At 50.8% G+C, this 24,540-nt stretch carries 17 protein-coding genes and 1 pseudogene; 12 read left to right on the top strand and 6 right to left on the bottom strand.

From position 1 onward, the window contains the following. Positions 1 to 88: 88 nt before the first annotated feature. Positions 89 to 1,339: a tetratricopeptide repeat protein gene (locus MTBMA_RS04595; RefSeq protein WP_013295757.1), complete on the top strand. Its 1,251-nt coding sequence runs from the start codon at positions 89 to 91 to the stop codon at positions 1,337 to 1,339. 85 nt (positions 1,340 to 1,424) lie between these two features. Here MTBMA_RS04595 and MTBMA_RS04590 read toward each other — a convergent pair whose 3' ends face one another. Beyond that, the gene (locus MTBMA_RS04590) at positions 1,425 to 2,696 is read right to left on the bottom strand and encodes an amino acid permease (protein WP_013295756.1); all 1,272 of its coding nucleotides are present in this window, start codon (positions 2,694 to 2,696) and stop codon (positions 1,425 to 1,427) included. Positions 2,697 to 2,921: 225 nt separating this feature from the next. Between MTBMA_RS04590 and MTBMA_RS04585 the strand changes: the two genes are divergently transcribed. From MTBMA_RS04585 to MTBMA_RS04570, 4 genes are read left to right on the top strand one after another with little or no spacing between them, the layout of a single operon-like run. Further along, positions 2,922 to 3,806, top strand: a complete 885-nt coding sequence (locus MTBMA_RS04585; protein ID WP_013295755.1) for a DEAD/DEAH box helicase — start codon at positions 2,922 to 2,924, stop codon at positions 3,804 to 3,806. A 5-nt stretch (positions 3,807 to 3,811) separates the two neighbouring features. Next, the gene (locus tag MTBMA_RS04580) at positions 3,812 to 6,136 is read left to right on the top strand and encodes a helicase-related protein (protein ID WP_013295754.1); all 2,325 of its coding nucleotides are present in this window, start codon (positions 3,812 to 3,814) and stop codon (positions 6,134 to 6,136) included. 3 nt (positions 6,137 to 6,139) lie between these two features. Continuing rightward, the gene (locus MTBMA_RS04575; protein ID WP_013295753.1) at positions 6,140 to 8,800 is read left to right on the top strand and encodes a DUF1156 domain-containing protein; all 2,661 of its coding nucleotides are present in this window, start codon (positions 6,140 to 6,142) and stop codon (positions 8,798 to 8,800) included. A 16-nt stretch (positions 8,801 to 8,816) separates the two neighbouring features. Further along, positions 8,817 to 11,531: an ATP-binding protein gene (locus MTBMA_RS04570; protein WP_013295752.1), complete on the top strand. Its 2,715-nt coding sequence runs from the start codon at positions 8,817 to 8,819 to the stop codon at positions 11,529 to 11,531. An 11-nt stretch (positions 11,532 to 11,542) separates the two neighbouring features. Here the strand turns inward: MTBMA_RS04570 and MTBMA_RS04565 are convergent, their stop codons facing one another. Next, positions 11,543 to 12,862, bottom strand: a complete 1,320-nt coding sequence (locus MTBMA_RS04565; protein WP_238523339.1) for a hypothetical protein — start codon at positions 12,860 to 12,862, stop codon at positions 11,543 to 11,545. On the opposite strand from MTBMA_RS04565, the pseudogene MTBMA_RS09340 reads away from it, so the two are divergent. The 7 genes and pseudogenes from MTBMA_RS09340 to MTBMA_RS04535 all read left to right on the top strand — a co-directional run. After that, positions 12,783 to 13,043, top strand: a pseudogene (locus MTBMA_RS09340) (zinc-ribbon domain-containing protein); the annotation flags it as partial. The gene MTBMA_RS04565 and the pseudogene MTBMA_RS09340 overlap by 80 nt on opposite strands. Positions 13,044 to 13,070: 27 nt before the next feature. After that, complete coding sequence (locus tag MTBMA_RS08880) at positions 13,071 to 13,415, top strand: YbjQ family protein (RefSeq protein WP_013295750.1); 345 nt, start codon at positions 13,071 to 13,073, stop codon at positions 13,413 to 13,415. A gap of 119 nt (positions 13,416 to 13,534) precedes the next feature. Next, positions 13,535 to 14,584, top strand: coding sequence for a DNA double-strand break repair nuclease NurA (locus MTBMA_RS04555; protein ID WP_013295749.1), 1,050 nt, complete (start codon positions 13,535 to 13,537; stop codon positions 14,582 to 14,584). Then, entirely contained in the window at positions 14,585 to 16,111 is a 1,527-nt protein-coding gene (locus tag MTBMA_RS04550; RefSeq protein ID WP_013295748.1) for an ATP-binding protein, read from the top strand. It abuts the gene before it with no gap. Between the two features lie 10 nt (positions 16,112 to 16,121). Further along, a complete protein-coding gene (locus MTBMA_RS04545) occupies positions 16,122 to 17,378 on the top strand; it encodes a DNA repair exonuclease (protein WP_013295747.1) in 1,257 nt (418 codons plus the stop codon). Positions 17,379 to 17,451: 73 nt separating this feature from the next. Beyond that, complete coding sequence (locus MTBMA_RS04540) at positions 17,452 to 19,965, top strand: AAA family ATPase (RefSeq protein ID WP_013295746.1); 2,514 nt, start codon at positions 17,452 to 17,454, stop codon at positions 19,963 to 19,965. 477 nt (positions 19,966 to 20,442) lie between these two features. Next, positions 20,443 to 20,964 (top strand): hypothetical protein, encoded by a 522-nt coding sequence (locus tag MTBMA_RS04535; RefSeq protein ID WP_013295745.1) that lies wholly within the window; start codon positions 20,443 to 20,445, stop codon positions 20,962 to 20,964. A gap of 111 nt (positions 20,965 to 21,075) precedes the next feature. Here MTBMA_RS04535 and MTBMA_RS04530 read toward each other — a convergent pair whose 3' ends face one another. From MTBMA_RS04530 to msrA, 4 genes are read right to left on the bottom strand one after another with little or no spacing between them, the layout of a single operon-like run. After that, positions 21,076 to 21,420, bottom strand: a complete 345-nt coding sequence (locus MTBMA_RS04530) for a hypothetical protein (protein ID WP_013295744.1) — start codon at positions 21,418 to 21,420, stop codon at positions 21,076 to 21,078. Between the two features lie 50 nt (positions 21,421 to 21,470). After that, positions 21,471 to 22,337 carry a thiamine pyrophosphate-dependent enzyme gene (locus tag MTBMA_RS04525; protein WP_013295743.1) on the bottom strand — a complete coding sequence of 289 codons (867 nt, stop codon included), beginning with the start codon at positions 22,335 to 22,337 and terminating at the stop codon, positions 21,471 to 21,473. Beyond that, positions 22,334 to 24,007, bottom strand: a complete 1,674-nt coding sequence (locus MTBMA_RS04520) for a 2-oxoacid:acceptor oxidoreductase subunit alpha (protein WP_013295742.1) — start codon at positions 24,005 to 24,007, stop codon at positions 22,334 to 22,336. The genes MTBMA_RS04525 and MTBMA_RS04520 overlap by 4 nt, the downstream gene beginning before the upstream one ends. A gap of 39 nt (positions 24,008 to 24,046) precedes the next feature. Then, a complete protein-coding gene (gene msrA / locus MTBMA_RS04515) occupies positions 24,047 to 24,538 on the bottom strand; it encodes a peptide-methionine (S)-S-oxide reductase MsrA (protein ID WP_013295741.1) in 492 nt (163 codons plus the stop codon). Between the last annotated feature and the right edge of the window lie 2 nt (positions 24,539 to 24,540).

Raw genomic sequence — 24,540 nt, 5'->3', positions numbered from 1 at the left:
ATCAGAGCATTGCGGAGTTTATTCCAGGGAGGGGGACAGGGAATCCTTAAGCCACCATTTATATATTATTAATATTTGAATATGTATTATGAAGAGGGTCATGCTTGCAGTTGCCGAATTTCTGGTGGGGTGGGGTGCCCCTGAGAGGGCCCTCCACATTGCCAGGAGGGTTACGGAGGCTGACCCTGAAAACCCGGCGGCATGGATGCTCCTGAGTAACATAAACCAGAATATGGGAAGATACAGGGATGCCCTGAAGGCCCTTGAGAGACTGACGGAAATAAGTCCCCATCCACGGGCCTGGCATAAGATGGGCTACATCCACAGTATCCTCGGGGAGGATGAGGAGAGAGACGCATGTTACCGGAGGGCCCTTGAACTCTATGAATCATCCATCAATGAGAACCCCAGTAACGCCACCCTATGGTATGGAAGGGGTCTGATACTTCACCAGTGGGGCGAAGATGAAGGGGCACTGAAGTCATTTGAAAAGGCCACAGCCATTGATCCACTCCATGCCCAATCATGGGTCTACATGGGGTTCTCCCTGAATAAACATGGGAGATACCGGGAGGCACTGGAATGCTTTGATAGGGCCATCAGGCTGGATGCAGGGAATGTCCCGGTATGGATCGGCAAGGCAGAGGCTTTTGAGGCACTCGGGAACCAATGGGCCTCTGAGAAATGTCTTAAAATAGCACTTGATACAGCCAACGGTGTCCCCATCGAGGAGGACCTCCCTGAGTCCATCTACCCATACCCCTTCAGGGCACTCACAGTCATCTCATACGCCTTCACGGCAATCACCCTCGCCCAGTTCATACTGATAATTTTCAGAGCTGAGTTTGCGGGCACCTTGGTAATGGGAGCCCTTACGGCTGCAGCCATATACATATTACTGAAGGAAAGGCCACGTAGTGAACTGCTAATGGTCCTGGGGGCCCTGATTTTCACCCCATTCGCATTTCTGTATCTATCAATCCGGCAACTGATAAAGCCTGAGGAGTCAGGGGATCGTATCCTGGCAGCAGTATCCCTTCCCATCCTCTTCGGGCCGCTGATTCTTCTCATGGCGCTTATCCTGCCATACCTGGCACAGGAGAGTAGCAGGGTCATGTACACCCTCACCATGACATGGAAAACCGGAGACCTGCATTTACTTTTTGAATGGGCCCTGGAACACATTGATGGGTTTTTGAGTTCCATCCTTTTTGTTCTTGGGCCATGCTACCTGCGTGTAAATGGTGGACATCCACGTGCCCTGAGACACTCCACAATAATGATCTGTGTACTGTTAACCTACATTTTTATCCTGCTACTCCTTCCACACATCATTTAGGGGGCACTGAACATCATCAAACACAAACTCACACGCAAGGATAGCCTGACTTCCACACATCATTTAGTGGGTACTGAACCCACAGCTACTTTAGATTCTTTTTTCTGAAGATCAGGTAGAGGGGCACGCCCCCCATGACCAGGAGTAAGCCGGCGATGATGGTCCCTGGTGTTGTATTCAGAAGGAGGTAAACACAGATAAGAACACCCAGGACACTCTTCACCGGAACTCCAGTGCCATCTCTCCTCCGAAGTATCCCCAGTGAAACGCAGGTTGTTGCGTAGGGGAGTAGAAGGGTTAAAACTGATAGTTCGATGAGCCCAGCCGCTGTACCGGTGAGTGCGGCTGCAAGGGCCGTGAGGTTCTGAACCAGGATGCTGACGTGGGGCGTGCCGAACCTCCCGTGCACCCTGGAGAGGGCACGCGGCAGGAAACCATCCCTGGACATGGCAAAGAGCAGCCTGGCGGTTGAGAGCATCCCGGCCTCCTCTGAACCGGCAATCGAAAACACAGCACCTGCAGTGAGTATAAGGGCCCCGAGCCCACCCATGAGGCTGTAGCCGGCAACCGTGAGGGGTGCGTTTGAGGCCGCAAGGACCCCCCATGGTACAAGCCCAAGGATAACGGCATTGGTGATGAGATAGAATAGCATCACAAAGACCATCCCAAGGGTTATGGCCAGGGGTATGTTCCTTTCAGGGTTTTTAACCTCGTCTGCAGGGACCGTTACAAGTTCAAATCCAACGTAGGCCCAGAAAACCAGTACAGTGACACCTCCAAGGGCCCCCAGGCCCATAGGTGCCAGGGGGGTGTAATTACCTGTAAGGATTGCGGGGTTGAGGGCAAGGTGCACCGCCCCCAGGATTGCAAAGAGGAGTACCGGCGCCACCTTGAGGACCGTGAGGACATCGTTCACCTTACCGGCCCTCCCAACCCCGGCGATGTTTATGAGGGTGAGTGAGACTATGAAGAGGACCTTGATGACGGCCTCCCAGATAACATTCAGGGGGATGAAGTATTCAAGGTAGTAGACGAAGGCTATGGGGAACACCGCTATGGCTATCCACGAGGAAACCCAGAGGGACCATCCAGTTATGAACCCTGCGAAACGTCCAAGGGCCTCACATGTATAGGCGTAGGGGCCCCCCGTCACAGGAAGGATCCTGGAGGCCTCAGAGAATACAAGTGCAATAACCATGGCCATGAGTCCTGCGAGGATCCAGGCCAGTACGGAGGCAGGGCCAAGGCTACCTGCACCATAGGCCGCCACGATGTAGATGTCGGCCCCCACTATGGTCCCTATTACAAGGTTAAGGGTGTCAAAGAGGCTAAGTTCCCTCCTCAGGTGGGGCTTCATGGATTATAATTAATGTAAGACAACCTTAATAGTTGTTGATGCAGTTCCCATCAACCGTCAGTTCATCAGATCCATTTTAAGACAGCCTTATTTGATGGGGGGAACCAAAAATGGAAACCTTTATAGATTAATAGAATAAATGAAAAAATTGGACAATCTAAGCTTAAACATAATGCATTAAGAAATTACATTTACAGGGGTGGTCGTCTGATAGAGGAGGGATGCGTGATAAGGGGCCCATTCTGGCCGGAACCGGTCAGGGTCCTTAACTCCAAGAAGAGCGGAGAGAATATAATAATCTTCGGGACCACAGTGGATACCAACTCCACTGTAAACAGCATACTCACCAGGGAGGACCTTGAACGGGTTGAGGTGATGAGGACCACGGATTTCGGGGCTGAACCACATGAATTCTTCATGGGCATCGAGTCCTACCGCCTCAGGAACGCATCACTCTTTGACAGCTACCTCGCAATGAACACATCCCGCATAGACCCCCTGCCCTTTCAGCTTGAGGCAGTATACGGCTACGCCCTAAGGATGCCCCATATGAGGTTCATGATAGCCGATGACCCCGGCGCCGGTAAAACCATAATGGCGGGGATGATCATAAAGGAACTGAAGTTAAGGGGAGTCGCCAGCAGGGTCCTCATAGTAACACCGGGACACCTCAAGGCCCAGTGGCAGCGTGAAATGAAGGATAAATTCCAGGAGAACTTCGTGATCATGGACCGCCCCTATATGAGTTCAAGGCAGGGTGAAAACCCATGGATGGTTGAGAACAGCTACATAACCTCCATTGACTTCGCAAAACAGGAAGATGTAATGTCATCCCTCTCATCAACAAGGTGGGACCTCGTAGTGGTTGACGAGGCACACAAGATGAGTGCACGGATCAGGTCGGAGAACAAGAAGGACATGACAAGGAGGTACAGACTGGGGCAGATACTCTCCAGGACATCAGACCATATGCTGCTCCTCACCGCAACTCCACACAGCGGGGACCCCGACGCATTCCGCCTCCTCCTGGACCTCCTCAGACCAGGTTTCTTCTCAAACCTGAACTCATACAGGAGGCGAGGAGGAACAGGGATAACCCACTCTTCATAAGAAGGGTGAAGGAGGAACTCAGGGACTTCGATGGGAAACCCATATTCCCCAGGAGATATACACACACCCACAGCTTCAACCTCAGTGACGCCGAGATGGAACTCTACAATGAGATCTCACGCTACATAACAGAGCAATACAACAGGGCCATCGCAACTGATAGGAGGGCCCATGCATTCGCCATGATGCTCCTGCAGAGGAGGATGGCCTCAAGCATATACGCGGTGATGAGGTCCCTCATGAGGAAGAGGGACAGGTGCATCCAGCTCATGGAGAACATTGAATCACTATCCATGAGAGAGGTGTCTGGCGACTACAGCGACCTGCCGTCGGTTGACTACAGCGACCTTGAGGAGAGGAGGATATGGGAGATCGAAAGCTCCCTCGAGGGCAGCACACTGGCGGACTCCATCCCTGAACTTAAAGCCGAGGTTTCGACACTCGAAGGACTGATAGAGGATGCAGAGAGACTCCTCAAATCCGGATCCGAGACCAAGCTAATGGAGCTTCAAAAGATCCTTGAGGAGATAGGCCATGAGAAGATCCTCATATTCAGTGAATCAAAGGACACCGTCGATTACCTTCTCGAAAAGATAGAGTCATGGGGATACAGCGTATGCACCATACACGGCGGGATGAGCATGGATGAACGCATAGCAGCAGAGGATGATTTCCGCAGAAACAAACAGGTCATGGTTGCAACCGAGGCCGCGGGTGAGGGCATAAACCTGCAGTTCTGCCATATAATGGTCAACTATGACATCCCATGGAACCCCAACCGCCTTGAGCAGAGGATGGGGAGGATACACAGGTACAAGCAGAGAAGGGATGTACACATATACAATCTCGTGGCCGGTAACACCCGTGAGGGCCTCGTAATGAGGAGGCTCCTTGAGAAACTGGACAGCATCAGACAGGACATAGGATCGGATAAGGTCTACGATGTAATCGGTGAGATATACACCGAACGCGACATATCAAGGATAATAGAGATGACCCTCCGGGGAGAAATCAGGGATGAGGAGATAGAAGAACTCCTCAAGCCACAGGAGGATATACTTAAGAGGATAATGGATGAACAGCTGGCAGTTGAAGTGGACTACACCCGGATGAAGGATATACAGCGCATAATAAAGGAGAGAAAACTTGCACCAGAGTATGTGGAGGAATTCTTCAGAGCAGTGTTCAAAAAGATGGGGTGGAAATACACTGAAAGGAATGGAATGTACACCCTCAGAACACCCAGGCAACTCCTTCGCCTCTGGGACGATGAACTCAGAAGGCGGTACGGGGCACTCAGGAAGGAATACAGGAACCTCACCTTCAACCCCGGAGTAGATGAAGGAGAGTTCATATCCTTCGGCCACCCCCTCCTTGAGGCCACCATAAGGTACACAGGTAAGAGGTTTGGAGACTCGCTCCTGAGGGGTTCGACCTTCAGGGATCCCTCCGGCAGGTACAGGGGGACGGTGTGGTTCTACAGGGGCAGAGTCACAGATGGAAGGAACGAAAGTGCAGGTGAAAGGGTATTCGCCCTATACGATAACGGCGAAGAGGTTGTGGAGGTAAGCCCCATGATCCTCTGGGACCTCGTACCCGACAGACACCCCGTTGTTGATGAAATAAATGAGGAAGGGGTCACCGCAGCCGCAACCGAATCCGTGATGAGGTACATGGATAAACTCAAGGATGAAAGGAAGAGGAAAACAGGTATAAAGAGGAAGTACGGCCTGAGATCCATAAAATACCTCATAGACACATCACAGGAAAAACTCCTTGAATACTACGATCGCCTCGACCAGGGGGAGGACATGGGCATAGCCATAAGAAACGAGGAGGAAAGACTCGAGGAATACAAGGAGAGAATGAGGGAACTTGAAAGGGAGATGGAGATGGAGGAGACCCTCACAGCCTCACCACCAGAACTCCTCGGAGTTATACACGTGGAAGCCCCTGAGATACCGGGGAGAGAGGACATAGAGATGATAGGCATGAAGATTACAATGGAACATGAGAGGAGACACGGAAGGATCCCCGAGGACGTATCAGGGGAGAACCTTGGATTCGATGTCAGATCAATCTCTGATTCAGAGATCAGATACATTGAGGTCAAGGCAAGGAGAGGAAGGGATAATGTTGAACTGACACAGAATGAATGGCTCAAGGCCCGGAGGTTCAGGGAGAACTACTGGCTGTACGTGGTCTACAATGCCGGCACCGATCCGGAACTCACAGTGATACAGGACCCATACAGTAACCTTGAACCCCTCAGGAGAGAGGAGGTAAGGTACATTGTACCCGCTGAACAGATAAGGAGAATGGAGGAATAATTCATGGATGAGAGATTCATTGAGAGGACGTTCCCAGTTTCAAAGGTGAGTGAGAATTCTGCCCGGGAAAAGAACATCAGGCACGGCCACATATCAACACTGCACATCTGGTGGGCAAGGAGGCCCCTTGCAAGCAGCCGGGCCACCATCTACGCCAGCCTGATCCCGGTCGCCGATGATGACCTGGAGGAGGTTAAGGTTAAGAGGTTCATCGAGGATCTGAGCCTATGGGAAAACAGCCTGAATCAGGGGATGATTGAAAGGGCCCGGAGGGATATAAGGGAGTACCATGGTCGCCCACCACGTGTCCTGGACCCCTTCGGTGGTGGTGGCAGCATACCACTTGAGGCCCTCCGTCTGGGGTGTGAAACCTACAGTATGGACCTCAACCCGGTGGCTGTCCTGATACAGAAGTGCACCCTTGAGTACCCCCAGAAGTATGGGGTTGATGAGTCCTGGGCTGACAGTGAACCACCACTCCTGAGGGATGTTAAGAGGTGGGGTGAATGGGTCCGTGAGGAGGCTGAGGAGGAGCTCTCACGCTTCTATCCACCTGATGAGGATGGTTCAGTACCCGCAGCATATATATGGGCCAGGACACTCCCCTGCCAGAACCCTGACTGTGGAGTGGAGGTACCTCTCATGAGACAGTACTGGCTTGCTAAGAAAAAGAACAGACAGATAGCCCTTAAACCAGTGGTGTCCAGTGCTGGTGTTGACTTTGAAATCGTGGAGGACCCTGACTTTGACCCCTCAAGGGGAACCATCTCAAGTGCCATCGTGACATGCCCGGTCTGCGGTTCAACCATACCCGCCCCTGACACCCGCAGACTCTTTCAGGAGGGAAAGGCCGGGGAGAGGCTCATAGCCGTGGTACTCACACACCCAAGGCGCCGTGGCAAAACCTACCGCCTCGCGACAGAAAAGGATCTGGAAGCCTACATGGAAGCCAATGGATACCTGGAAAAGAAAAGAGATGAACTCATGGACCGGTGGGGAATAGACCCGGTCCCAGATGAGCCAACACCCCGGGGGAAGGGTAGTGGGGCTGAAAGAGCATTTTCTGTTAGAAATTATGGCCTTAACACCTGGGGTGATCTTTTCAATTCAAGACAAAAACTTGCACTCATAACATTCACCGAGAAAATCCGTCAGGCACACCATTTGATGCTTGATGAAGGATATGATGAAGGTTATGCAAAAGCTTTAGTGTCTTATATAACTTTAGTGGTTAGTAGAATGAGTGATTTTACTACTAATTTGTGTAGATGGCATCCTCAGTGGGAGTTTATACCTAACACATTCGCAAGGCAAGCTTTGCCAATGTCTTTTGATTATTCAGAGCTAAATCCATTTTCACCAATCCTTTCAGGGACATGGTATAGTATGAAAAGACAGATACTTAGACCATTAGAGCACTTGAGTAAACTCAATAAAAATGAGAATACCCCCAAGGTTGTTCAAGGTTCCGCAACTTCCCTTCCGTTTGATGATGAGTATTTTGATGCTGTTTTCACTGATCCACCATACTATGATAATGTCCCATACTCTTACCTATCAGATTTCTTTTACGTGTGGCTTAAGAGGGCCATCGGTGACCTCTACCCTGACCTCTTCATAACACCCCTCACCCCCAAGCGGGGTGAAATGGTTGCCTACACCAATGATAAGAGTATGGATGAGGCAAGTGAGGAGTTTGAATCAATGCTGAGGGACTCCTTCAGGGAAATTCACCGTGTACTCAGACCGGGAGGTATTGCAAACATAGTATACGCCCATAAGACCACCCACGGCTGGGAGACCGTTATAAACTCCCTCCTGGACTCCGGGTTGATAGTAACGGCTTCATGGCCTATATTCACCGAGATGAGGGCCCGTATGCGCGCCCAGAAATCAGCAGCCCTTGCATCATCCATTTACATCGTGGCGCGTAAACCGGACTTTGAGAAGAAAACGGGCTACTATGAGGAGGTCCAGGCCGAACTGAAGGAGGTCCTCGGTGAGAAGCTGGAGTACCTCTGGGAGGAGGGTATAAGCGGCCCTGACTTCTTCATAGCAGCCATAGGCGCCGGCCTGGAGGTTATAGGGAAGTACAGTGAGATCCTCAAATACAATGGCGAGGAGGTCAGGGGCTCCAGGCTCCTGGATGATATAAGGAGTGTCGCGGCCGACTTCGCCATAAGGAGGATCCTGGATAATGGGTTTGCAGATGAACTATCACCCCTCACAAGGTTCTACCTCTTCTACAGGTGGAACTTCGAGAACTCCAAAGTGGAATTCGATGAGGCAAGGAAACTGGCTGGTAGCCTTGGCATAGACCTCAACACCAGCCGGGCAGGCTTCATAAGGATACAGAGGGGTAAGGTCACAGTCCTAGGACCTGATAAAAGGGGTGAGGACCATGACACCACAGAACTCATAGACGCCCTTCACCTTGCAGCCAGGTTATGGAGTGAGGGCAGAAAGGAAGAACTTGAGAAACTTCTCCTAGAGACAGGTTACGGTACAAGTGAAAGCTTCTACCGTGTCGCCCAGGCAATAATAGAGTTCCTGCCAAACTGCATGGAAAAGCAGTGGCTTGAGGGTTTAATTGTGAACAGGGAGACCATGATGAAGAGCCTCAAGGAGAAAACAAGACAGAAAACACTGAAGGATTATAAATGAACTGGAGGAGGTTATGATGAGGCCATTTGTAAACATTGCTGAGCCACATGAGGACATAATGGGGGAAAGGCTCTCACTGGACGTCTTCGCAGCCAACCTGTGGAGTGTCCACAAGGGGGAGGCACCAGCAGAGTACCAGGACCCTGATGTCTTCTTCAGGAAAACCTACATGACCCGTGGACTCAGGAACATAATGGATATCGTTGGTGACAGACTCGAGGGCAGGGGCGGCGACCCTGTGATACAGCTCCAGACACCCTTCGGTGGGGGTAAAACCCATACCCTCATATCCCTCTACCACAGGGCAGGTGATATAGGGGCTTCCAGAGTTGTGCTCTCAGGCGACGCCCTGGACGCCAGTGAAACAACACTCTGGGCTGAAATGGAGAGGCAGCTCCGTGGGGAGGTAAGGGAATTCTCAGGGATGACCTCCCCGGGTATGGATAAGATCATGGGGCTCCTCCGAGAGAAGCAGCCGGTGCTGATACTCATGGATGAACTCCTCGAGTACGCGGTGAAGGCAAGCGGTGTGACTGTTGGGGAGTCCACACTTGCAGGCCAGCTCCTGGCATTCATGCAGGAGCTAAGCCAGGCAGCATCAGCCCTCGAGAGAGTTTCACTGGTGGTGACACTCCCATCAAGTTCCCTTGAACACTATGATGAAGCCGCAGAGAAACTCTTCCATCAGCTCACAAAGGTTCTGGGGAGGACAGAGAAGATCTTCACACCCGTCGAGGACGACGAGATCTACTCTGTCATAAGGAAGAGGCTGTTTAAGAGGGTGGATGAATCAGCGGCCATTGATGTTATAGCGGAGTTCACTGAAAAGGCAGAATCTGAGGGCATCCTCCCTGAGGGTATGAACGCAGCCGACTATCGTGAGGTATTCAGGAAGAGCTACCCCTTCCAGCCAGAGGTTATAGACGTCCTCTATGAGAGATGGGGTTCGTTCCCAAACTTCCAGAGGACAAGGGGTGTGCTGAGACTACTTGCCATGGTGGTGAACCGGCTCATATCATCCAGCACACCAGTTATAAGGCTATCAGACTTTCCACTGGAGTCAGGTAACCTCAAAAGGGAGTTCCTGAGGTTCACAGGTAACAATTTTGATAGCATCATAGCCGCCGATATAACATCCCCCGATGCAGGTGCCAGGATCATTGACAGGGAACTCAGGGGGTACGAGCCCTACATGATAGGCACAAGGATAGCGAGATCAATATTCCTGTACTCATTCTCAGGGGGAGGGGTAAGGGACGGTGCAACCATAAGGGATATAAAGATGGCCTGCCTGGAGTCTGAGATCCCCATGTCCATCATAGACGGGGCCCTCAACATGATGATTGAGAGGCTATTCTACATACACAAGCAGGTGGACCTCTACTACTTCTCTGCTGAGGCCAACCTCAACGCCATAGTCCTCAGGAAGAAGGAGAACATAAGGGATGAGGATGTCAGGGATGAGGAGAGGCGCCTTCTCGGCGAGATAACAGGTAAGAAGATTTTCAGTGTCTACATCTGGCCATCTTCCGCCTCCGATGTCCCTGATGACATGAAACTCAAGCTCATAGTACTTGAGGACGCCGATGACTGTACTGGTTTCCTTGAGTTTAAGGGCGAAAAGCCCAGGGTCTACAAGAATACCCTGATATTCCTCAAGGCGGATGATACACACAGGTACCAGCTTGTTGAACACATAAAGACAAAACTTGCCTGGATGGCTGTTGAATCAGACAGGCAACTCTCCCTTACAGATGAACAGAAAAGGGAGGTGAGGGAGAAGATAAAGTCAGTCTCAGCTGAGGACAGGGAGAGTATAAGGAACCTTTACAGGATGGTATTTGTACCCTCACGTTCAGGACTTGAAAGGATAGACCTTGGGATGGCAAGCTACGGTGCAGATGTGAAGGTTGACTATGAGATAAAAAGCAGGCTCATTGAGGAGGATAAACTCCTTGAATCCCTGGATCCTGTGATAATCGAGAGGAAATACCTTCAGGAAGACTATATTGAGACAGAGAGGATACTCAGGAGCTTCCACACCACACCCGGTGCCATGAGGATAATGAGTCCTAGTGTACTGGAGGAAGCAATAAGGAAGGGTGTGAAGAGGAGGCTCTTTGGGCTCGGCGTACTGGAAGGCGACCCAGGCGACCCAAAGTGCAGACATATCGGTGAGGATTGCAGTGTCTCATTGAAGCCGCCCGAAATAATAGTTAATCCAAAACTCTGTGAGGAGTGCCCCCCTGATGCCATAGATATAGGTGTTGGTGAACTTGAAAAACGGGCCCGGATGAAAATGGCAACAATTGAGATACTGAGAGAATATACGGAGAAGTACAGGGGTATGGGGTGTGAACCTGAAATCGTTAAGGAGAAACTCAGAGAGGTCATAGATGAGGGTATACAGAAGGGTAAGCTAAGGGTTGATGGGAAGGATATGCCGGACTTCACAGAGGGTGAGGTACTGCAGCTAGTGGAAGATGAGCTAGTGGAAGATGAGAATGGGCACATTAAATGGATTGAACTGGAATTCACCACCGCCCTTGAAAACATGTCAAATATCATCAGGATCAAGAGGACCATCAGCGAGGACTTCAGTGACGTTGATGCAGTGGCAGAGATAAGGATAGTGGCACGGGATGGGGAGATGGACGACACAAAATATGAGAGGATACTTGAAACCTTTGAACAGCTGGGAATTGATCTTAAGAAAAAGGTCAGAAGATAAACATACCCATACTATGGGTCTATAACAGCCACAGTACTGTTCTTTTTATCCCTCACCACGAATCCCCCATCCTCACTGTAGATGTTGATATCCTGGTGCGTCTCCCTGAAACCGGGAGGAGGCCCGTAGCGCCCATTTGAAACCCTTCTCCCGGTCATCCAGGCAACCTTATCAGCAACTGAACCAGAGGCCCATACCGCGTCATCAGGGGATGTATGGATGTCAATGTACTCCTTAAGGGGATAGTATCGGTTCTCAAATGGTATATCAGCATCAGACCACCATATATCAGTTAGAAGGAGCTGTTCGACGAATACAGTGGCCGATGAGATGATGAGGATCCCGGTAACCAGCCTTACAGCCCCTGAGGGGTTGTCGATTAACCTTGAACCTGTGTATCCACCCACCACTGCCAGCGGGAGTGCCACGTACTGCAGCCCCCTTGATACGTCATCAAAGAGGATCTCTGCAATGAGCACTGTGAGAATGTAGGCCACGAGGGGCCTGAACTCCCTCCGCCCCCTTATAAGGTAGAGCCCAGGGACCCCAAAGTATAGAAGTATGAGGAACACAAGCCAGCCGATGCTGAAGTAGCCACCATTCACAGGCTCGGATGGGGCGCCCCTCGCTGTGAGGAAGTAGGCCCACCATAATATGAAGGATGGGAGGAGCAGGAGGAGCACCTTGAGGTTTCTCCTCACACCGTCTGCCAGCACCGCGGGGACGACTGTTATGAGTGCTATGAAGTGGGTCCAGAGTGCAAGGGTACCTGTTACAGCAGCGGAGAGCCGGTCCTCTGACAGGAGGTAAACCGTGAGGACCATGAGTACAGGTATGTAGGCTGCGGGCATTATAACGGAGAGGGTATCCGGGCGTGGGGATGCAAGTACCAGGGTCCCTGCTATGAGGCCGGCCCTCCTGCCATACCACCTGGAGGCCACCCATGAGGTCGTGAATATGGTGATGAGTATCTGGAGTATGCACATGATGGAGTGGGCGAACCTCACACCTCCAAGGACCCAGAGTCCTGCAAGTATCACGTGAAGCAGTGGGGGATGGCCCAGGGGTCTCCCCATGGGATAGTAGACCAGGTAGTCCCATAGGAGGCCATAGGATGGGTTGATCATTATCTCCCTGGCCCTCACAAGATGGAAGTCCAGGTCCCCATGTGTCGGGAAGAGGTAGTATGGTTTAATGATGAGGAGCATACCTATGATGATAAGGGGGATGTAGGGCACTGCTATCCCGGGGATGAAGCCCTTGACCCTCTCCACTGCCCCCCTAACCCCTGAGTGTGGCATGCTTGATCTCATGGTAACCTTATTATACATCTGCAATAGAAATATTTATGGTGTTATTATGGTTACAAGCGAAGAGATGAAGAGGAGACTGGCTGCGCGTAGAGGCAGGGGGGAAGCACCCTCCACAAGCACCGCATCAGCAGAGAAATTCTGTCCAAACTGCGGTAAGGAGTACGGGGCTGACTCAAACTTCTGTGACGAGTGCGGCACGAAGCTTGAGGAAAGAAAGGGGGCGCCGGTGGTTGAGGAGCACGGTGACATAGTTTACGTTACAAGCAACTACGTACCTGGCCACAGGGCAGTTGAGACACTTGGATTCGTCTATGGCCTCACCGTGAGGAGCAGAGGCCTTGGGGGCCAGATAGGCGCCGGTTTAAGGTCCATCGTGGGTGGTGAGATCAAGGAGTACGTCACCATGATGGAGCACTCAAGGCAGGAGGCCCTTGAGAGGATGCTTGACCATGCCCGTGAACTGGGGGCGAATGCTGTTATTAGCGTCCGTTTTGACTCAGACTCCATCTCCGACATAATGCAGGAGATCCTTGCCTACGGCACAGCCGTCATCGTTGAGCCGGAGGAGTAGGTAAGGGCCCGGATATCCCTGGAACGGTCAGATGACAAGGCCATTCAATTAAAAACCACAAACTATTTATAATATTTATTTCTTATTCAACATTAAACATTTACATGGGGGATTTTTTATTGGACATTTTTGATAGGATTGCAGAGACCCTCCAGGCTACCGTGAGGTCAGATATCGGAAGGCCATACTTCAGGTCAGCAAGATACAGGGTGCATGAATTCAGCAGGGATAATTTCCTGTCCATCAAAGGAGGAGAAGAGAGGCGCATGGCCTTCATAGACGGCGGCAACAGCCCCATACTGGAGGGGCCAACCATATCGGTCCAGCTCAACAGGGTTGCACTGGGCCTCTTCATGGGGACCAGGAGGATCCAGCCAGAGATACCACCGGTGGTTGAGTTCCTATCGGTCATGAGGATCCACCCGGGGAATGAAATGTGCACATTCCAGATCCACCCCATCATGGAGGATTACAGGGAATTCCTGCCTGATGAGGAGGATCTTCACCTGGAACTTGGCGATGCAGAGCTGTTTGATGAGTCAACCCTCAAGGGCCTTCCCAGGCGATTCGCAGAGTGGAGCATGGCACGGAGGGCGCTGGATGAACTCCAGGATGGCGATATACTGGTCAGGGACGGATCACTGCAGGCATCCTTTGAGAAGGAGAACAGTTACATAAGAAAACTCTGGGAGGAGTCAGGGGATATCCATATTGCCGGACTCTCAAAGACATGCACCCTCTACACGACCACCTCAATCTCACTCCTTGCAGCCATAGGGAGGCTTGCCTCAGAGATGGGTATGGAGGGGCCATGGTGCTACCACCCCATAGCCGTGAGGACAGACAGGGCAACAACCCTCACGGCGGTTAAGCTGAACCCCGCAGGGCGGATATTCAGGATGGACATCCTTGGAGAGTGCGGAAGGGATGATGCACAGGTAGTGGCATCAGCCCTCTCAGAGAACGCCAGGGATGCATGCTTCCCGGGTTACCCCTACGGCCTGGTGGACGTGGATATGAGGGCCAGAGTCTCAGGGGATGAGGTGGAGATATACAGGAGGAGGCTCCTATCACAGATCAGGTCCCGGGAGGTCCTTGAAGGTATAAGGGATGAGCTGGAGACCATTAACTACCATGACGAACTGAACAGGTATGCAGGAGAGGATTGAATGGAAGCTGCAGGACAGATAATAGGCGGTGAAACGGCCGCGGTACTCATAAGGCAGAAATCAGGTGAACAGGTGGAACTCGGGGACCTCCTTGTCGCTGAGGGGGATGGCTACACGATACTCCAGGTCAAGGACCTCAAATACAGGTCCCAGATACCCCAGGGGATGAGGGAGCTTGCATCAGGCTTCAACCTTGAGGGCTACAGCGGGGACGTGGAGTTCCTTGAACCCGAACTACGGAACTACATCATCGCAGAGGCCCGCCCCATACTCCATGTGAGGGATGGGGAGCCAATGCTACCCAAACGCCTCCCGGGGTTCTTCGGGGAGGTCAGGAGGATAAGGGATGGGGACCTTGATTTCCTTGAAAAGCCCCGCAATCCGGTCTTCCTTGGGAATGTGAGGAGCGGCTCAAAGGTCCTGGAGACACCAGTCTACATTGATGCGGTTGACGCCATAACCCACCATATCCTCATACCTGCAACCACAGGCAGGGGTAAGAGTAACCTTGTGAAGGTCATGCTCTGGAGCCTGGCGGAGATGGACCGCGTGGGCATGCTGGTGCTGGACCCCCACGACGAGTACTATGGGAGGAACGAGGCAGGACTCGGAAAGCACCCGTCAGGTAACGTGGTCTACTACTCCCCGGATGCACCGGTCGGTGGAAACACACTCGCCATAAACCTGAGGACACTGAGACCTGAGCACTTTGAGGGTATAATACCGTTCACACAGCCCCAGGAGCAGGCAATTGCAAAGTACCATAAAATGTACGGTGATGGGTGGATCATCAGAATCGTTGGTGGTGAAGCCGTTGAAAATGTGGACCCCAGAACACTGAGCGTCCTCCGGAGGGTCTTCGATGTGATCCTCGGTGTCTACCTGGATGAGGATACAGGTGAGATAAAGTCCCGTGGAGGCGTATTCCGGGAGACAGGGGGGGATTCAACCATAAAGGACATAGTATCACAGCTTGAGGAGGGAAAGATAGTCGTGGTGGACACATCCAGGCTCATGGGCGAGGCGGAACTCCTCGTTGGGAGCGTGATATCCGGTGAGATCTTCAGGAGGTACCAGAAGTACAAGTCCACAGGGGAGCTCAGGCGAAAACCCGTCATAGGGATAGTGATAGAGGAGGCCCCCCGTGTCCTTGGAAAGGAGGTCATTGAGAGGCAGGGAAACAACATCTACAGCACCATCGCAAGGGAGGGCCGTAAATTCAACATAGGCCTGGTCGCCATAACCCAGCTCGTAAGCCTCATCCCCAGGACGGTCCTTGCAAACATGAACACCAAGATAATCCTGGGGAATGAGATGGCCCAGGAGAGGGCTGAGATAATAGGAAGCGCCTCCCAGGACCTCTCAGATGACAACAGGGCAATAGCAAGCCTGGATAAGGGTGAGGCCATAGTTAGCAGCATATTCACAAAGTTCGCGGTACCCGTGAAGATACCACTCTTTGAGGAGTTCATTGAATCCATGGATCATGAGGATGAAGATGAGGGGGACATCGAATTCATAGGATGAGGTGAAACTGATGTACAGATTCGCGCACCTATCAGACTGCCACCTGGGGGCCCAGAAACAGCCTGAACTCAGGGAACTGGAATTCCAGGCCTTCAGGATGGCACTGGATGATGCACTGGAGAATGACGTCGACTTCATGATAATAGCGGGGGACCTCTTCCACTCCAACATCCCAAACATGGAGACCGTCAAGAGGGCCACCCTGGAACTCAGGAGGGTCAGGGATGAGGGGGTCCCAATCTACGTCAACTATGGTAGCCACGACTACAGCCCATCAAACACCTCCATGATAGACATACTGGAAACCGCGGGGGTCATAGAGAAGGTTGTGCGCCCCATCCCCGGGAAGAAGCTGGGACTGGAGTTCACAGTGGATGAGAAGACCGGGGCAAAGATCACTGGTTTATCAGGGAGGTCAAGGGCGCTGGAGGTTGACTACTTCAGAAACCTTGACAGGGAGGTCCTTGAGGCCGAGGACGGCTTCAGGATATTCCTGTTCCACAGCGCCATAACCCAGTTCAAACCCGTTGATTTTGCAGAGATGGATTCCATCGACCTCAACCTCTTCCCCCGTGGCCTTGAGTACTATGCAGGGGGCCACGTCCACAGGAGGGGCTGCTACATGGAGGAGGGCTACGGCCCTATAGTATACCCGGGGGCACTCTTCGGTTCATATGCAGGGGACCTTGAGGAGAACGCCAGGGGAGAGAAGAGGGGGTACTACCTTGTTGAATTCAGGGAAAAGGCAAAAACACCCCAGTTCAGGGTTATAATGCCAGCTGAATTTGAATACATAGAATGTGATGTTACAGGTAAGAACTCCCATGACGCATCCCTCCTCATAGGCAGGGAAATGGGAGAACACGATGTTAAGGGAAAGGTTGTGATGTTCAAGATCCGGGGTGAGCTCAGCTCAGGCAGGACCTCGGACATAGATTCAGCATGGATAAGGAGGGAACTTGAATCCAGGGGGGCCCGTGTTGTCCAGATCAACAGGCACGGCCTCAGCACCCGTGAGATACAGAAGGTGAGGGTCGCTGAGAGTGACATCCCCGCACTTGAGAGGAGAATCTTCAGGGAGAAACTCTCCGGCCTTGACATCAGAAACAAAAGTCTCATGAAGAGGGGCGACTCACTGGCGGTTGAACTCCTCAGGAAACTTGAGAATGAGATGGCCCCCGGTGAGAAGAAGGAAGAATATGAGAGGAGGGTCATTGAGGAAGCAGAGGCCGTCATGGGGGTGAATCTGGATGATGATAACCGATGACCTCAGGAGAGATGATGGTGTTGACCTGCTCTCGGGTGAATCCAGGTAACTGATATGCTGGTGGTGATACTCTTTGATTATCAATTCACTTGAACTCAGGAACATAAGGAGCTATGAATCAGGAACTGTCGAGTTTGATGATGGAGTGACCCTATTTGAGGGCGATATAGGTTCAGGTAAGACGACGCTTCTACTTGCAATAGAATTCGCACTCTTCGGGCTGGGTGACCAGAGGGGTGACAGCCTTCTGAGGGCTACAGCAAATTCAGGTTCAGTCAAACTCACCTTCACTGTTGACGGTGCAGAGTACACCATCTACCGGGAACTTAAAAGGGCCGCCTCAGGGGTGCAGCAGGGGGAACTCTACATCAGAACACCCACAGGGAGAAGGAAACTCTCTGCAAAGGAACTGAAGGCCGAGGTACTTAACATCCTGGGTTACAGGGAACCCCTGAATCCAAGGGCCAGGAGCAGGATATACCGTTACGCGGTCTTCACCCCACAGGAGCAGATGAAGAGCATAATAGAGACCGGAAAAAATGAGCGGCTTGAAAGGCTCAGAAAGGCCTTCGACCTTGAGAAGTACAGCAGAGCAGCGGATAATGCCAGGTTGCTTTCGCGGAAAATTAGGAGATCCGCAGAAAGCCTTGAGGATAGATCCTACGACCTTGATGATAAGAAAAATGAGCTCAACAATATTATCACTGAGAAGGGGGAACTGGAATCTGAGAGGGAAAATCTCGAAGCTGAACTCAAAGAAATCGAGGATGAGATCAGCAAACTCGAACTGGAACTTGAAGAACTCGAAAAGGAGGAAAACAAGATTCGGGCTGCTGAAGATAGGATAGAATCCCTCAAGAATGAAATTGAAAACCTGAGTTCATTCTCAGATAGTCTCAAGAGGAAAAACAGGGACATAGAGGAAGAATATAAGAAATCCATGGATGAACTTCAGAAGTGCAAGGATTTGAGGAAAAAGCTTCAGGAGGAACATGATTCACTCAGAAATGATATTGAAAAGATGAAGGATGAGGAAAAATCCATCAGAGATGACTATGAAAGGTTCAGAGATGCTACTACCAAGCTTGAAGGTCTTAAGAATCAATTTAAGACCCTTTCAGGTGTCATGGACAATGTGGAACGTGAAATCACCACAATTAAGGGTGAGATTGACGACCTCAAATCAGAGATAGGAAAACTGGAGTCCCTTGAGGATCCTGGATACAGTGAGGATGAATTGAAAGCTGATATAGCGAAACTTGAGGACGATAAAGCAAAGCTCCAGCAGGAGCAGGGTGCCATCTCAGAGAAGATAAATGCCTACATGTCCATCAGAGATAGAAGTGTCTGTCCCACATGTGACCAGGATGTGGACCCCAGCTACATAACTGATAAACTCGATGATGCCCTGAAGAGGGAAGGTTCAATTGAATCCAGCATAGAGGAGATCAAAGCTGAAATCGAAAATAAAAACAAACTCCTTGAAGCTGTGAGAGAATACATGCGGTCTAGGGAAGAACTCAGTAGACTCAGGAAGGACCTTAAGAAGAAGACAACCGAATATGGGAAAAAAAAGAAGGAACTTGAGAATAAGAAGGAAGAAATCAAAGGCATTGAATCAGATATAAAGGAAAATGAAAGGATAATCAGTGAACTGAAGGATGTGGAATCCCATTTCAGAAAAATTGAGGAGGACCTGGAAGCCCTCCTTAAAAGGGAGAAGAACTGTTTCAGCGAACTTTCAGCATCAGATTCGAAGATAGAGGACCTTGAAAAAAGAATTCATGAACTCAACCCTGAAACCAGCAGGGAATACGGAGAGAACCTCCAGAAGATTGAGGAAAATGCTACAATCATCGCTGAAAAGAAAGAGGAAATAAAGAAAAACCAGGAGGCACTCAAAAACAGGGAGAAGGTGGAGGTCAGTATACGGGAGGTCCGTGAAAAACTTAGTAAAAGTGAAGAATCAAGGGATAAGAAGAAACACATGATAGGATCCATTGGGGGAAAAATCGAGGAAAAAGATGATCAGATCAAAAGGCTTAACGCTGAAATTGATGAAAAGAATAAACTCAGAAAACGTGCCAGTGAACTGAATGATCATGTGACCTGGCTTGAATCCTACTTCATCCCTGCACTCGCTGACATTGAGACCCATGTGATGGCACAGATAAACCATGAGTTCAATGAGAGGTTCCAGAAATGGTTCAGGGTCCTTGTGGATGACCCGGATAAATCGGTGCGGATTGACGAGGACTTCACACCCATTGTGGAGCAGGACGGCTACGAACAGAACCTGGAGTACCTCAGTGGTGGTGAGAGGACCAGCATAGCACTTGCCTACAGACTCGCCCTCAACATGGTGGTCCAGAGCCTCACCGATGTGCGGTCTGATATACTCATACTGGACGAGCCAACCGATGGGTTCAGCAAGGAGCAGCTCTACAAGCTCAGAGACATCTTCGATGAACTTGAAGCCAGACAGATAATCCTGGTATCCCATGAGGAGGAACTTGAAAACCTTGCAGACCACATATACCGGGTTGAAAAGTCCGACGGTGTATCCACCATACAGAAGGCGGGCTAAATTTTTAAAAGCCCGCAAATAATTTTATTTCCATTTTTGACACTTTAAAGAGTTCTTTAGATTTATATAAGCCTTTAAAATCATTTTAAATTCAAATTTTCATTTTAATGTTGCTTTTAATTTATTGAGCATTCTAGTTCTTCCTTTAACAGAAATAAGCCCTGTAAGTCACTCTTTATACAGTATTTACCTTCTGAATCTCCATCGTATCGGGGAGCCCCTCTGCCCCTAAACTCCAAATGGGATTCCATGATGGTCCCTATCTTCAAATAAAGTGGGATGGATTCTCAGAGAATATCTGAATATTAGAAAAGGATTCTGGTGGCTTTTTTTGATTAAAGGAGCTCTCAGAGCTTTTATTTTATGGAAACATTTATATACTATGATGATGTAACCATTGACTCAGTGTCCTAAGTGACCTGAAGGGTTAGTATTGGACATGGAGGCGATAGAATTACGCGATTCAAAGCAGTCACAGTGCTCTTTGCACTGATGTTCACTGTGGGTTCAGTGCCCATCAGTGAGGCAACAAATACTGGAACAGAAAACGCAAAAATAGTGGCAAAAACACAGACCATAAAGGCGGAACCTGTGAAGGTTGACGCCGCATACAAGTACAAGAAATACAAGAAATATAAAAAGACCTACAGGAAGAAGGTCAAGGCTACGTACCGTACCAGTGTGAAGAAAAGGTACTACAAGAAATATAAGTACTACAAGAAAAAGAGGGTACGGGCGGCCTACAGCACCAGCACGTACCGTTATGATCCAGACATAGGGGACTGCTGGGCTATGAGTGAATACTTATATAAAAAACTCACATCAGCCGGGAAGAAGGTGCGTATAATACAGTACGCCACGAGCATGTCACCACGACACCGTACAGTACAGGTGTACAGCGGTGGAAGCTGGGTGGACTATAACTACAGTGGCTACAACAAGATATACCACCCCACATCAAGGAAACCCGGCATGTTTGTGGTTAAATCATCGGCCTAAAGAGGCCAACCCCCTTTATTTTTTCATTCAGGCTTAATTCTTATCCTCTGGATTCACCATATCATGATTTCATTTAACTCTGATTTTAATCTGTGATTAACTGCATCAATTTCAGGTTTGATTCCTCTCCTCTGGATTAACTGCATCCTCAATGGCTTCCCCTATGCAGTGGGGGTTCCATCCAACAATCTCTGAACTCACTTTTTCAAGTTCCACAGGCACGTTCTCAAGGCCATAGGGCCTCACGGTTATTATGGGCTTGGAGAGTTTTAGGGCCCTTTTAACATCATCCATTATCCTTTCTTTCATGGTTCCCCAGAGGCCTGCAAGGATTATCACAGCATCTGCATCCTCGAGGTCAGTCTGCCTCCAGCTGAGACCTGAAAGGCTGAGTTTCTCCCTGAAGACATGGTGGTCCTCAATGTCACCCTCTGTTATGTAAAGCCTGACTTCCATACCAGATTCTCCAGTGCAATGCTTAAAAGCATGGTCAATTAAAATACATATTAAAGCATCCTCTTTGATTCAAGGAGGGCCTTCAGCTTACCAGGATCATGCCTCCTCCTCCACAGTGGAGTTGCATCCCTATGGTATATACTGAGGTTCTCCTCAAATGTGGCTCCACCATCAGCACGGTAGATTATACCCAGCGGAAACTTCCCTGAACCGTAACCCTCAAGGGACTTCTCAAAGGCAAGCGTCCTGTCTGACGTGTCATGGTTAGTGTAGTAGGTGTTCTCACGGAACCACTGGAACGTGTTGACACGGTTGAAGGTCACACAGGGCTGGAAGATATCCACGAGGGCATAGCCATGGTGCCTGATGGCCTCAACGAGAATGTCCCTGGTCCTCTCAATATCACCTGCAAAGGCCCGGGCAACGAAGGTGGCCCCAAGGGCAATGGCCACTGCGAGGGGGTTGAAGGGCTCCTCAAAGACACCGTGAACCTGCACAGGGGTCCTGAAGCCAGGCTGGCTGGTGGGGGACGCCTGCCCCTTTGTGAGGCCATAGACCATATTGTTATGGACGATATTTGTTATATCAGGGTTCCTCCTTATGTTGTGGATGAAGTGGTTGCCGCCCTCACCGTACATGCAGCCATCACCGCTCACATCGATAACGGTGAGCTCAGGGTTCACGGCCTTTACTGCCACAGCAGCCGGGAGGGACCTCCCATGAAGGCCGTTGAAGTAGTTACACTTCAGGTACTGGGGGAGCTTACCTGCCTGACCTATACCTGAGACAAGCACCAGCCTCTCAGGTGGTATATCAAGTTCTGCAAGGGCCATCTTGAGGGCCCGGAGAATCAAAAAGTTACCGCAACCAGGGCACCATGCCACGTCTGCCTCAAGGTCATAGTCCTCGGGTTTCATTCAAAAACCTCCCCTATGAATTTCCTTATCTCCTCAACACTGAAGGGCATACCATTGTACCTGTTGAGTCGATGGTCAACCTCGAAGCCGGCCTCAAGTTTAAGGAGATCAGCAAACTGTCCCCGGTAGTTGTTCTCAACGACGGCTGTCACATCAAATGATTCGAGAAGCTCACGGGTATCAGGTGCCAGGGGGTAGACCTGACTGAAGTGCACCATGGTGACCTCGGCATCAGATGACTCAATGGCCTCCCTCACAGGCCAGTAGGTGGAGCCCCAGCATATCACTGCACTGGAGTCGTCACCCCAGACCTCAGGTGGGAGTGCATCGTCCCTGAGCATTTCAAGGCGCAGATTCCTCTTCTCAACCATTCTCATTCTTATATTGAGGTCCTCTGTTATGAAGCCGTCCTCGTCATGTTCATCTGAATCAACACGTACAAGTCCAGAGCCGTAGCCTGGAATCCCCCGGGGGGAGATACCTTCCTCTGTGAGGCTGAACCTCCTGTAGCTGGCATCCGTTTCTATGATATGATACTCTGGCTCCACTCTGATTTCAGGTGCCGGGAGGTTGTAGTAGAGGTCCGCCAGGTACTGGTCTGATAGTATGAAGACGGGTATCTGGTACCTGTCTGCAAGGTTGAATGCATGGGCCGCTATTTCAGGAGCATCCTCGAGTTTCCCAGGGGCGAATATGCTCCTTGCAAACTCTCCGGGTCCCGAATAGAGGGCCAGGTTCAGGTCCTCCTGGGCCGTCCTCGTGGGGAGACCAACCGCCGGCCCGGGCCTTTGACCAATGTATATGACAACAGGGGTCTCTATCATCCCTGCAAGGCCCACGGCCTCCTCCATGAGGGCAAAACCACTCCCTGAGGTTGCAACAAGTGACCTGGCACCTGCATATGACGCTCCAAGGCACATGTTTATGGCTGCAATCTCGTCCTCAGCCTGCTCAAATACCATATCAAATTCATCGGCATTCTCTGCGATGAATATCTGGAGGGGGCTTGAGGGGGTCATGGGGTAGGATGACATGAACCTGCACCCCCCTGCTATACACCCGAGGCCCACGGCCTCAGTACCGTTGAGGATTACGTGTTTCCTGACAGAGGGGTCCGGTTCAACAGAGACTCTCAGGTGGTTTTTTAGTTCCTCACCAAGTTCATACCCCTTTCTGCCAGCCTTAAGGTCTGCATTGAGGATCTCAGGCCCTTTACGCTCAAACAGTGACCTTACGGCATCGTCAAAGACACTCTCTTCAACCATGAAGAGACGGGCCGCGGCACCTGCAGCCACAACATTGGCGAATATCCGCCCCCCCAGTTTCTCAGCCTCCTCCAGTATGGGAAGGTCAATGGCGTCCTCCTCACCGAAGCTCTTATCTGCAATAATCAGCGTCCCGTTGATTCTCTCCCTCAGGTGGTCCACTGCTCCCGGGCTCAGGGCAAAGAGGACATCTATACGGTCCACGAATGCCCTCACAGGCCCTGACGAGACCCTTATGAGTGTGGAGTTTTCACCGCCACGCACACGGGACATGTACTCCTTGGAGGAGAATATATGGTACCCCGTGGCACTGAAGGCCCTTATAAGGAGTGCCTCAACGGTCTGTATCCCCTGCCCGGCCTCACCGCAGAGGACCAGTGCAACATCATCCCTGACCTCCTTCATTTAAACATTCACCTCACCTTCTATTTCAGGGCAGTGCCCTCAGAGTAGCCTCCTGAGATAACATCTTTGTGTCCTGTTCTTCTCGAGGTACTGCTGGTGGTAGTCCTCGGCCTCATAGAAGGTACCTGCTGGTTCAATGGCCGTCACGATCTTCCCAGTGAACCTCCCTGACTCCTCAAGCTTCCTCCTTGACTCCACTGCCAGCCTCCTCTGTTCATCGTCATGGTAGAATATCACTGAACGGTACTGCTCACCCACGTCCGGCCCCTGCCTGTTGAGGCTTGTGGGGTCATGGATGCTCCAGAAGACATCGAGGAGCTCACTGTAGCTTACAAGGGCAGGGTCAAAGGTGACCTCAACAACCTCTGCATGCCCTGTAAGTCCGGTGCAGACATCCTCATAGGTGGGGTTTTTCATGTGGCCCCCCATGTACCCCACACGGGTGGATACAACACCCCTGATTCTCCTGAATGCATCCTCAACTCCCCAGAAGCATCCGGCACCGAAGGTGGCCTTCCTGTATTTTTTCATCC

The organism is Methanothermobacter marburgensis str. Marburg, assembly GCF_000145295.1.
GTDB lineage: Archaea > Methanobacteriota > Methanobacteria > Methanobacteriales > Methanothermobacteraceae > Methanothermobacter > Methanothermobacter marburgensis.
Note: the sequence above shows the minus strand (reverse complement) of the source record. Positions and strands in the feature narration are given on the sequence as shown.